Genomic DNA, 9,106 nt, shown 5'->3' with positions numbered 1-9,106 from the left:
GCATTCAGACACGTAGTTATGAAAATCAACAGGGGCAACGTGTCTATGTGACGGAGGTTGTGGCAGACAGTTTCCAAGTTTTGGAAAAACGTGATAATTCAGCTAACCATTCAAGTATGGATAGCCAGATGCCACCATTCTCAGATGATGACTTGCCATTTTAGAGGAAAATTCATATGAGATTAAAAATTTTAAGAAGGAACAGTCCAATTAGAATTTATGAATACTGTTACATTGTTTTTAGTCCGAGTAACAAAATAGATGTAGCGGAAATATATGATAATAGCATTCAAATTGATAATTTTGAGGACTTTTCATATTGGTTTGAACAACAAATCTATTATCTTACAAGAGATCAATTTCGAAAGATTGATGGTATCTGGTTAAAGATGATGATTGATTGTTATAAAAAACGAGACGAGTTACTATTTTAGATGCTTTTAGACGACTTATGAAAGAGGTGTCACAATGAGTCATATTGAAACTTTAAGAAGTGGGATACAAGTCACAAAACGTGATGTGGTAGATGATTTAAAAGAAGTTATTAAAAATTATGAATTTTACCAAGACGAAATTCGGCGTTGTTATCACGATATGGAAGAATATGAAGCAAAAATCGATTTGCTTGAAACTCAAAAAGCGAATTTGATAGAAGCTCTAGCAAATAAAACATGGCAGGACATGCGACAGACTGCATTTTATCGTAGACAGGCTAGAAAATGGAGGGCGAGAGCGTGAAATGTGAGTTATTTCATGACAATTTTCAGAATTATAAGCGCTACGGGATTCCTAAAGCTCAGTTGGTAATCGCTGATATTCCTTATAATATAGGAAATAATGCCTATGCGTCTAGTCCTGAATGGTATGTGGATGGTGATAATAAGAATGGTGAGAGTGACAAAGCCAATTCAAATTATTTTAATACAGATGTGAATTTCAATATTGCTGAATTTATGCATTTCTGCAGCAAAATGCTGATAAAAGAACCAAAAGAAAAGGGGAAAGCGCCTTGTATGATAGTCTTTTGTGCGCATCAGCAACAACAAACCGTCATTGATTTGGCAAAAAGATACGGATTCCAAAAATATATCCCGATTGTTTTTATAAAAAAATCGAGTCCGCAAGTCTTAAAAGCAAATATGAAAATTGTCGGAGCTGTGGAATATGCTTTGGTGCTGTATCGGGATAAGTTACCGAAGTTTAACAATGACGGTCAAATGGTTCTCAATCATTTTCCGTGGATTGTAGACCATTCTTACCCCAAAATTCACAAAACGCAAAAACCTGTACCTATCCTCAAACGCTTGATTGAAATTTATACAGATAAAGGCGATGTAGTAATTGACCCTTGCGCTGGAAGTGGTTCGACATTGAGAGCTGCTTTGGAACTGGAGCGCAAGGCTTATGGTTTTGAAATTGACCGCTTCTTTTACAAGGATGCAAAGGAGAAAATGCTTACATCCTTTCAAGCCAGTTTATTTTGAACAGGGGGAACAAATGACAATATTTGATTTTTTGGAGGATAGAAATGGCACAACGTAGAATGTTTAGCAAGAAAATCACAGATACGGATAAGTTTTTGGAGATGCCACTTTCTTCTCAGGCTCTTTATTTCCACTTAAATATGGGCGCAGATGATGATGGCTTTATTGATCGACCAAAACCATTCAGAAAACAATTGGAGCAAGCGATGATGATATGAAATTACTCATTGCAAAGCAGTTTATTATACCTTTTGAAAGTGGTATTGTGGTTATTAAAGATTGGAGAATTCATAATTATATTCGTAAAGATACATATCAGCCAACAATCTATCAAGAAGAAAAAAGATTGGTTGAAAATACGATGACAGAATTACCAGAAAAAACGTCCACGAGCCGTCCACGAAAAGTTGACACAGGTAAGGATAGGATAGGTAAGGATAGGATAGGTAAGGATAATCTATATAATGCAGATGAAAAAGAAAAAATTCCGTTTCAAACTATTATTGATTATCTAAATTTAAAAGCAGGCACGAAGTATCGTGCTTCATCAGCTAAAACGAAACACTTTATCAAATCAAGATGGAATGAGGGCTTTAGAGAGGAGGACTTTAAACAAGTTATTGATATAAAAGTTCGTCAATGGTTGTATGATCTAAAAATGAATAAGTTTCTTAGACCTGAAACGCTTTTTGGTACAAAATTTGAGAGCTATCTCAATGAGCGACCGCTTAAACAAGCACAGCCAATTGATGATGATATTGGAATTTGAGGTGATGTGATGAAAATTGAAAAGAAAAATCGTTTTAAAATTAAAAATTTAGAATTTATCAGACAACTCAGAGAGGGTAATAAGCTGGCTGATAAATATAAAGTATTTATCAACGACGCGTTGGGTGGTATCCCTTGTCATAACAGGATATTCGGAAGCAATAGCGATTTTGAATATGGGTCGTATTTTGAGGTTACATCCCAATTTTATGTTAAAAAAGGTTATATGGAATTGTCCTGTCACGCTTTCGGTGGTATATGCGGTTTTACTTTTGACACAGATGAGATAAGCTCCAAAAACATGAGTGATCTAGAACGCGAATGTGCAGGTTATGTCAAAAACTATATTAATAATTTAGTAGAAGCAAGAATAATTGAGGTAGACGAATGAAAACAGTAACTCTTGAAGAAGTGATTGAAGCTTTTGAGAAACAATTTTATTCACTAGGAGAAATGCAGAAGCAAAAGCTTCTCAATTATCCAGATGCGCATGCAGTTCTATCTAGATTAGCTTTCTTAATGGATTGTGCGAGGTGTTAATATGGAATTTGGAAGATGGGCATCAAAGCCAGCTCAAAAAGTTTGTCAAATACACGGAGAGCAAATGTTTTATATCGGGCCTAACAATGTTCTTGTTTGTAGTAAATGTGGTAAAGAACTTATAGAGCGAGATGAGCAAAAATTGCAAGATGATTTTTGGGAAGTTGAAGAGCAACGATTAGAAGCTAAGCGAATTGATGTGTTGTTTAATTCGTCAATTGTTAATGCCGAGCTAAAACAAGCAACGTTAAACAATTATGAGGTTTTAAATCAAGACCAGAAAGAAAAGTTAGATATTGCTTTCAAATTGGCTAGTGGCTATATTGAAGGAGATACGAATAACACATTATTTCTGGGGCCTGCAGGGACTGGCAAGAGTCATTTAGCTTATGGCATTATCAAGCATATTTCTGATAAAACTAAAAAGCATGCTATGTTTATCAAAATCCCTGAACTGTTAGCTAGGATTAAGAGTGATTTCAGCTCATCAGAGCAGACACAACAGAAATGGATTGCTCGTTTGTCAAAAGTTCCTTATCTAGTTTTAGATGATTTGGGAACAGAGAAAGTGACGGATTGGAGCAAAGAAATTCTATTCTCAATCTTAGACAATCGTAATTGTACGATTATTACAAGTAATTTGCGGAGTAGTGCTGAAATCGGGAATATTTACGGTGAAGCGATTAAAGACAGAATTTGTAAGGGTGTTGATAGACAACATGGCATATCTTTTGATGGAATGAAAAGCCAGCGAAGAAAATATTATTAGAAGGTGAAAGATGATACAAAAAAAGATGTGGGTTGTTCGGCAATATGCGAAGAAATTTAGTTGGTCAGGGAATCATCCAGTAGATTTCAAAGAATGGGAATTTGAAAGCAGATCAAAAGCAATTAAATTTGAAAAAAGATTGCAAAAGGGAATGATTTCAGAGGCATTTAAAAATACAAATATTGAAATTTATGAAAGGAGTTGGCAATCCTGAACATTAAACAACGACTGCAATCATTGAAATATATTGATTGTAAAATAAAATCTAAACATCAAGAATTAGCCAGTCTCAAAACGGGTATTGTGAGGGGACAAAAATTTGATGGAAAACAAGCTAATCAAAATAAAAATCAATCGGAAGAAATAAATTGCAAAATAATTGATAAAGCGGATACACTTTATGATGAAATAACTGCTCTTATAAAAGAGCGGGAAAATTTGATAAAAGCAATTGAGACTTTAGATGATCCTTTAGAAAATATTGTAATGAGGTTATTCTTTATCAATGGCTATTCTTGGTCTGAGGTAGAAGCTAAGCTCAATGCGGGGCATGGGACTATTCAACGTGTCAGAAGCTCTGCTTTGAAAAAAATATCGCAGCTTGTATAATTTTTGGTACGATTGGTACATATTGGTACAGTCAAAGTGATATTATGATAGTGTCAGAGTGTGACTAATAATACTTGCTAAAAAGAGTGCAGTTAATAACTGTGCTCTTTTTTAGATAAAAAAGAAAGGAGAAAATGTATGAAAAACGTCCAACCGATCAGAGACAAAGACCAAATAGAGATGTTAAAGGATTATTTAAAAGAATGGAATCCTAGAAATTTCTTGTTACTAGTTTTTGGGTTGAATTCTGGCCTGCGAATAAGTGACATTCTGCCTTTGAAAGTAAAGGATTTGGAAGGCACTCATATTGTTATTGTTGAAAAAAAGACGGGAAAACCGAAAACATTTTTTATCAACGATACTTTGAGAAAGGAAGTCAATAAATATGTGAAACTAAAAGGGTTAAAACCGTATGACTATCTTTTTGAAAGTAAAAAGAGAAGCAAACAGGCGGGAAAAGAAGGGCAAAAACAGCCAATTAGTAGAGAGCATGCTTGGAAGATTTTAAATAAAGCTGCAAAAGAATTTGGTATCCATCACATTGGAACGCATTCTATGCGAAAATCATTTGGTTATCACATGTACAAGAAAACGCAAAATGTAGCGTTACTTATGGAAATGTTTAATCACTCGTCGCCTGATATTACTTTAAAATATATTGGAATAAATCAGGAAGAACAAGATAAAGAAGTGGCTGATTTCAGCCTATAATATTTTTTGAAATTTTATAATGATACACAATGAAAAAATATTGCATTATATATTTTTAAAAACGGGCTGATGTCTTAGAAAATATAGTGCTTAAGCTATATTTTAAAAAAGAAACACTCTATAAGATATGTGACATTCGAGAGGGGAAAAAATGAGTAGAAATAAAACCAATTAAGTAGATAAAAATATTAAAGAAAGGTTGATGATTTTGAATAAAAAAGATTTAACAATTGAGTTTAATTCTGAAATTTTATGGCTGCAACGTTATTTTAAAAGTACAATTAAAAAAATGATTGCTGACAGACGAGAAGAATTGCGCTATCCATTCAAAGAAAATGTTGATAAGTTAGGCATTAAGTCAAATAAGCAAGCGACTCCACGAGCGTTACAGATTATCATAGCAGAGGAAGAAGATCCACGCTTACAAATGATGCTGACATGGGAAAAAGTTATTTGCGACTATGTAAATGCGACAGATGAGAGCCTTTTGCGAGTGATTAAAGCTGTATTTGTCACAAAGTCTATGAATATTTCTGGTGCTGGTCGTCGTTATATGTATTATGGAAAGACGACAACTTACAAAATGATTTACGAATGGCTGCAGGGGCTATCTATTGCATATTTTAAAGCAAAATAAAAGAGCCGAGAAGGCTCTTAGTTTTTATTTGGGTCGTTGTGAAAATCAATTATTAGGCAGATTATTGCAATAGCAAGAACAAATAATATAAACCCGATAACAATTTTTATAATGATATTTGAAAAGTAAAACAAGGAAATAAATAATAATAAAAATAAGATTAACCAGTTCCACATAATAAAGCTCCTTTCAATTATTATAACATATCAAAGATATTTTATTTATCTTTTGTTTTTCTTAATACTCGGCTCAGTATTTCTTGTGTTTCGTAAAACGCTTCTTTTGATACAATAGGAGTATGTAATCCCTCGTATAGCTCTCCTCTCCATCGTATCATTCCGATATAAACTGGATTTTCCAAGATCCATTTAACAGTAGTATAATACCAGTGTTTATTTAATATTTTTCTATTGGTCATATCGTTTGCGATGGTATTTATTGTATCTCCTATCAAAAAATGGTCGAAAATATATCTAACCCAGCGGCTATATTCGTTCAGATGATATTGTCCGTCAATATAATCGTATCCAAACGGACAAGAACATTTAGACCATGTCATGGGTTTACCTTGTATCGCTCGTCCCAATTTTCCAAGTTGCATCCGCTCCCTAATTTGATCTCTTTCAAATTGAGCAAATACAGCTAGCATTCCGACCATCGCTTTCCCGAGAGGTGTTCGTGTATCGAAATTTTCTGATAAACTTATAAAGTCAATGTCGTTTTGCAAAAATATATCTTCGATTAAGTGCAAAGTATCCTTTTGTGATCTGCTCAATCTGTCCAATTTATGGACGATTACGCAGTTAAAGCAATGATGTTCTGCACCTACAATTAAACGTTGTAATGCTGGTCTATCCATCTTTGCGCCGGTAATTTCATCGCTATAATGCCCATAAATTTCTATTTCGTTTTGCTGACAATATGAAACGGCAAGTTTATCTTGCATATCAAGTGAGTACCCATTCGCTTGATCGAAAGTGCTCACTCTTGTATAAATAGCGGCTTTCATTTCAACACCACCTTTATTTTTTGCTGTGTACAAAATCCATTGTTTTGTTATTTGCATCTGCTATGTTTCAAGCGATTTTAATTATCATTGTTTCTAAGCTATCGCTTTTGTTGTATAAATTCATTTCTTTCAAAATTTTAGGGGCAAATTCAGACATTTCTATTTTACCTTTTTGATAGTATGCTAGAAAAGTTTGCGTTGCTTGCTTATCACCGTCTGCTTCTAAAAAACAATAGTAGCTGTTAAACTCGTCAAATTCAAATAGTGCGCTCATCACCTTATCAAGATATTGTTCAGCATTTTTGTAGTTAGTATCATAAATTTCATTTATTTCTTGGATTATTCTCATGATCTTATACCTCCGCTATTTGTTATAATGCTTTTCGATTATTTTTAAAAGTTCTTCACGTTTTAAATCGATGTCTTTTACTTTCAAGCATTCTAGCTTGTCATTTAAAATTGTCCAACGCGGGAAATCTTTATCTTCAAATGTTTCTCTCGCTCTGAGAGAATAGAAACAGCCCGAATCGTTTTGAAAACAAGCGATAACAATTGTATAGTTGGTAGTACCACTTGAGACAATAGGACTATCAAATGTAGCAAGTTCTGAATCATTGTAAATGTTTTCTTCAATCCAAATGTTGGGTTTGTCTGTTAGAGTATTAAGATAGTTAGCCATGGTATTGTACCTCTTTCTATTTTGGGGGTAAATTTAATTGATTTCTGAAATTTTTAAAATGTCTTTTCCCAAGCATTCGCAAGGTCGCTTGGCCTTGCCTCGTTTCAGTTTTTTCGGTTGACGCTTTGATTGTTTGTTTTATGATTGTAGGATTGCCTACTCAACAACCAGAAAGCCTAGCAGGCTTTCTAGTCGTATTCTATTTAGCATCTTTTATTTTTCAAGCAATCCCGAAACGTGATAATCTAATTTTTCGTTGTACTCGTAAAGCTGATTGATTTGCTGTTGTAGTTCTTGATTTTTCTTTTCAAGTCGATAAAATCCAAATGCAATAGTAAGCGTGATAATGATTGTTGTAATGATAATGATTGATTTTTTCATGATGTTCACCTGCTGTCTAGTCAAGCCACACAATGCCATTGTCGACGTGTCCAATTTGTTTCATTTTGAATTCGCGTTCTCCGGCTGGCGTCATGCCACGAGCTTCAATGCTGATGCCGCCGTCTCTGTCTTCCCAAATGTCAACTATATCCGGTTCAATTTCCATGTCCTTGAGGATTTCCAAGATTTCTTGTTCTGTATGTTGTTTAATCATTTTATTTTTCTCCTTTTCTTCCTTTTACATTTTTAAAAATTTGATCGCTTCTTCAGCATCGTCTTTAAAAAAGAAGAAGTCATAAATATCTTGTTTTGAGGTTTCTTCTTCTGCCTTATCTTCGTTTTTGTAGAGCTTTTTAAAAACCAAGTCATCTAGTGTAAAGGCCATCATTTTATTTCCTTTAATTTCTCCTACAAGAATTGCGTCTACAATTTTTTCGATATCTCTTGTTTTCATTTTGTTTACCTCATTTTCTTAACTGTTTAAAGGGATTGTATTTAAGCGTATTTTCTATTTGTAATGTTGTAAGTTTCTTCTAACTCTTTCCACATGTCAGAAAGAATGCCGCTGTATTCTTGTTCAATGTCTTTGTCCGTAATTACGAATTCGTCAATTGTTATTGTTTCAGTGTTCCAATATTTTCCGCGTTCATCTTCATATTCAACGTCATACAGATCATATATTTTGATATTGTATGATAGAAGAAATCCGTTTAATTCGAACGAATAATCACGTTTAACGAATATTTTATTACCTGTTTTTTGTGCTTTCATGATATACCTTCTTTTTTTTGGCGAGGTACGAAAAAACGTACCTAGAGTTGACTCAACAGGTACGCTATGATATACTATGTATACAGCGCTCTATTGAGTGTTGTTGCGGCTTGTTACATCCAAACTTTGGTCGGGGAGGATGTAGCAAGTTTTTTTATTTTGTAAGTTCTATCTCAACCTTACAAGTCTATTATAACACATGTATTATAATGTGTCAATACTTTTATTCAAAATTTTTTAATTTTTTTTGAATAAGTTCGTTCAACTCGTCTAAGTCGTCTTTTGTAGCTTTGTTTCTGATAAAGCTACGAGCAGAAGAACGAGAAGAAAGATAATTTTTGTGTTCTTTGTTCTTCTCAATCCATTTTTTATTGTATTCTGTTTGAGGGTATTTCTTTTCTTCTGGCATGTGTCTCCTTTCTTATTTCTTCTTTTTTTGATTGACATAAAGAAAACCGATAAAAGAAATTATAAAGAAAATAAATACTAATATAATTTTCATTTTACTATTAGATATGATATACTAACAGTAGCGGGAGGGCTTGCGCCCTCGCTACCGTTAGAGCCTACTTGAACCGTTTAGCTTTTGAGGTTTTGTGTTCTTTTGGCTCTTTCTTTAATGCTATAATCATGCTAGCTGTTCCACTCAAGAGCGAGCCGACAGCTGCTATCATTACAGCAACATCAGAAAGCTTCATATCATGCTCCTTTCTGTTTTATTTTGTAAGTTCTATCTCAACCTTACAAG

General features: G+C 33.8%; 18 protein-coding genes and 2 pseudogenes. 11 read left to right on the top strand and 9 right to left on the bottom strand.

The window, feature by feature from the left end; genetic code table 11:
- The 11 genes and pseudogenes from HMPREF2887_RS05715 to HMPREF2887_RS05665 all read left to right on the top strand — a co-directional run.
- Positions 1 to 113: pseudogene (locus HMPREF2887_RS05715) on the top strand (Single-stranded DNA-binding protein 1); the annotation flags it as partial.
- 355 nt (positions 114 to 468) lie between these two features.
- A complete protein-coding gene (locus tag HMPREF2887_RS05705; protein ID WP_084740845.1) occupies positions 469 to 738 on the top strand; it encodes a hypothetical protein in 270 nt (89 codons plus the stop codon).
- Positions 720 to 1,484 carry a DNA-methyltransferase gene (locus HMPREF2887_RS05700; RefSeq protein ID WP_186821905.1) on the top strand — a complete coding sequence of 255 codons (765 nt, stop codon included), beginning with the start codon at positions 720 to 722 and terminating at the stop codon, positions 1,482 to 1,484. Before HMPREF2887_RS05705 ends, HMPREF2887_RS05700 begins: the two co-directional genes overlap by 19 nt.
- Before the next feature lie 44 nt (positions 1,485 to 1,528).
- Positions 1,529 to 2,253 (top strand): annotated as a pseudogene (locus HMPREF2887_RS05695) (conserved phage C-terminal domain-containing protein).
- Positions 2,254 to 2,262: 9 nt separating this feature from the next.
- Entirely contained in the window at positions 2,263 to 2,643 is a 381-nt protein-coding gene (locus HMPREF2887_RS05690) for a hypothetical protein (protein ID WP_084740839.1), read from the top strand.
- Positions 2,640 to 2,792, top strand: a complete 153-nt coding sequence (locus HMPREF2887_RS10265; RefSeq protein ID WP_186821904.1) for a hypothetical protein — start codon at positions 2,640 to 2,642, stop codon at positions 2,790 to 2,792. The genes HMPREF2887_RS05690 and HMPREF2887_RS10265 overlap by 4 nt, the downstream gene beginning before the upstream one ends.
- A 64-nt stretch (positions 2,793 to 2,856) precedes the next feature.
- On the top strand, positions 2,857 to 3,561 hold the full coding sequence (locus HMPREF2887_RS05685; protein ID WP_186821903.1) for an ATP-binding protein: 705 nt from the start codon (positions 2,857 to 2,859) through the stop codon (positions 3,559 to 3,561).
- Between the two features lie 10 nt (positions 3,562 to 3,571).
- Entirely contained in the window at positions 3,572 to 3,775 is a 204-nt protein-coding gene (locus tag HMPREF2887_RS05680; RefSeq protein WP_070836465.1) for a hypothetical protein, read from the top strand.
- A 23-nt stretch (positions 3,776 to 3,798) separates the two neighbouring features.
- Positions 3,799 to 4,170, top strand: coding sequence for a DUF1492 domain-containing protein (locus tag HMPREF2887_RS05675; RefSeq protein ID WP_261673854.1), 372 nt, complete (start codon positions 3,799 to 3,801; stop codon positions 4,168 to 4,170).
- Between the two features lie 138 nt (positions 4,171 to 4,308).
- Positions 4,309 to 4,881: a site-specific integrase gene (locus HMPREF2887_RS05670; RefSeq protein ID WP_084740833.1), complete on the top strand. Its 573-nt coding sequence runs from the start codon at positions 4,309 to 4,311 to the stop codon at positions 4,879 to 4,881.
- A gap of 202 nt (positions 4,882 to 5,083) precedes the next feature.
- Positions 5,084 to 5,518, top strand: coding sequence for a hypothetical protein (locus HMPREF2887_RS05665; protein ID WP_084740831.1), 435 nt, complete (start codon positions 5,084 to 5,086; stop codon positions 5,516 to 5,518).
- 217 nt (positions 5,519 to 5,735) lie between these two features.
- Here HMPREF2887_RS05665 and HMPREF2887_RS05660 read toward each other — a convergent pair whose 3' ends face one another.
- From HMPREF2887_RS05660 to HMPREF2887_RS10510, 9 genes are all read right to left on the bottom strand, one after another.
- Positions 5,736 to 6,584, bottom strand: a complete 849-nt coding sequence (locus HMPREF2887_RS05660) for a recombinase family protein (protein ID WP_084740828.1) — start codon at positions 6,582 to 6,584, stop codon at positions 5,736 to 5,738.
- Between the two features lie 10 nt (positions 6,585 to 6,594).
- The gene (locus HMPREF2887_RS05655) at positions 6,595 to 6,876 is read right to left on the bottom strand and encodes a hypothetical protein (protein ID WP_084740825.1); all 282 of its coding nucleotides are present in this window, start codon (positions 6,874 to 6,876) and stop codon (positions 6,595 to 6,597) included.
- 15 nt (positions 6,877 to 6,891) lie between these two features.
- A complete protein-coding gene (locus tag HMPREF2887_RS05650; protein ID WP_084740824.1) occupies positions 6,892 to 7,206 on the bottom strand; it encodes a hypothetical protein in 315 nt (104 codons plus the stop codon).
- Between the two features lie 213 nt (positions 7,207 to 7,419).
- Positions 7,420 to 7,587, bottom strand: coding sequence for a hypothetical protein (locus tag HMPREF2887_RS10260; protein WP_186821902.1), 168 nt, complete (start codon positions 7,585 to 7,587; stop codon positions 7,420 to 7,422).
- Positions 7,588 to 7,603: 16 nt separating this feature from the next.
- On the bottom strand, positions 7,604 to 7,801 hold the full coding sequence (locus tag HMPREF2887_RS05645; RefSeq protein ID WP_084740821.1) for a hypothetical protein: 198 nt from the start codon (positions 7,799 to 7,801) through the stop codon (positions 7,604 to 7,606).
- A gap of 24 nt (positions 7,802 to 7,825) precedes the next feature.
- Positions 7,826 to 8,041 carry a hypothetical protein gene (locus HMPREF2887_RS05640; protein ID WP_084740818.1) on the bottom strand — a complete coding sequence of 72 codons (216 nt, stop codon included), beginning with the start codon at positions 8,039 to 8,041 and terminating at the stop codon, positions 7,826 to 7,828.
- 41 nt (positions 8,042 to 8,082) lie between these two features.
- A complete protein-coding gene (locus HMPREF2887_RS05635) occupies positions 8,083 to 8,358 on the bottom strand; it encodes a hypothetical protein (RefSeq protein ID WP_084740815.1) in 276 nt (91 codons plus the stop codon).
- 223 nt (positions 8,359 to 8,581) lie between these two features.
- Positions 8,582 to 8,767 carry a hypothetical protein gene (locus tag HMPREF2887_RS05630; protein WP_084740813.1) on the bottom strand — a complete coding sequence of 62 codons (186 nt, stop codon included), beginning with the start codon at positions 8,765 to 8,767 and terminating at the stop codon, positions 8,582 to 8,584.
- 157 nt (positions 8,768 to 8,924) lie between these two features.
- Positions 8,925 to 9,056 carry a hypothetical protein gene (locus HMPREF2887_RS10510; RefSeq protein WP_261673853.1) on the bottom strand — a complete coding sequence of 44 codons (132 nt, stop codon included), beginning with the start codon at positions 9,054 to 9,056 and terminating at the stop codon, positions 8,925 to 8,927.
- Between the last annotated feature and the right edge of the window lie 50 nt (positions 9,057 to 9,106).

The organism is Streptococcus sp. HMSC071H03 (genome assembly GCF_001813035.1).
GTDB lineage: Bacteria > Bacillota > Bacilli > Lactobacillales > Streptococcaceae > Streptococcus > Streptococcus anginosus.
The sequence above is the reverse complement of the archived record's forward strand: the minus strand, read 5'-3'. Positions and strand labels throughout refer to the sequence as shown.

Excerpts from the sequence above, each read along its gene's own strand:
- HMPREF2887_RS05630 (WP_084740813.1), bottom strand. The coding sequence starts at position 8,767 with ATGCCAGAAGAAAAGAAATACCCTCAAACAGAATACAATAAAAAATGG.
- HMPREF2887_RS05680 (WP_070836465.1), top strand. The coding sequence starts at position 3,572 with ATGATACAAAAAAAGATGTGGGTTGTTCGGCAATATGCGAAGAAATTT.
- HMPREF2887_RS05705 (WP_084740845.1), top strand. The coding sequence starts at position 469 with ATGAGTCATATTGAAACTTTAAGAAGTGGGATACAAGTCACAAAACGT.
- HMPREF2887_RS05640 (WP_084740818.1), bottom strand. The coding sequence starts at position 8,041 with ATGAAAACAAGAGATATCGAAAAAATTGTAGACGCAATTCTTGTAGGA.
- HMPREF2887_RS10260 (WP_186821902.1), bottom strand. The coding sequence starts at position 7,587 with ATGAAAAAATCAATCATTATCATTACAACAATCATTATCACGCTTACT.
- HMPREF2887_RS05650 (WP_084740824.1), bottom strand. The coding sequence starts at position 7,206 with ATGGCTAACTATCTTAATACTCTAACAGACAAACCCAACATTTGGATT.
- HMPREF2887_RS05635 (WP_084740815.1), bottom strand. The coding sequence starts at position 8,358 with ATGAAAGCACAAAAAACAGGTAATAAAATATTCGTTAAACGTGATTAT.
- HMPREF2887_RS05660 (WP_084740828.1), bottom strand. The coding sequence starts at position 6,584 with ATGCAAATAACAAAACAATGGATTTTGTACACAGCAAAAAATAAAGGT.
- HMPREF2887_RS10265 (WP_186821904.1), top strand. The coding sequence starts at position 2,640 with ATGAAAACAGTAACTCTTGAAGAAGTGATTGAAGCTTTTGAGAAACAA.
- HMPREF2887_RS10510 (WP_261673853.1), bottom strand. The coding sequence starts at position 9,056 with ATGAAGCTTTCTGATGTTGCTGTAATGATAGCAGCTGTCGGCTCGCTC.
- HMPREF2887_RS05670 (WP_084740833.1), top strand. The coding sequence starts at position 4,309 with ATGAAAAACGTCCAACCGATCAGAGACAAAGACCAAATAGAGATGTTA.
- HMPREF2887_RS05655 (WP_084740825.1), bottom strand. The coding sequence starts at position 6,876 with ATGAGAATAATCCAAGAAATAAATGAAATTTATGATACTAACTACAAA.
- HMPREF2887_RS05645 (WP_084740821.1), bottom strand. The coding sequence starts at position 7,801 with ATGATTAAACAACATACAGAACAAGAAATCTTGGAAATCCTCAAGGAC.
- HMPREF2887_RS05685 (WP_186821903.1), top strand. The coding sequence starts at position 2,857 with ATGTTTTATATCGGGCCTAACAATGTTCTTGTTTGTAGTAAATGTGGT.
- HMPREF2887_RS05665 (WP_084740831.1), top strand. The coding sequence starts at position 5,084 with ATGATTTTGAATAAAAAAGATTTAACAATTGAGTTTAATTCTGAAATT.
- HMPREF2887_RS05700 (WP_186821905.1), top strand. The coding sequence starts at position 720 with ATGGAGGGCGAGAGCGTGAAATGTGAGTTATTTCATGACAATTTTCAG.
- HMPREF2887_RS05690 (WP_084740839.1), top strand. The coding sequence starts at position 2,263 with ATGAAAATTGAAAAGAAAAATCGTTTTAAAATTAAAAATTTAGAATTT.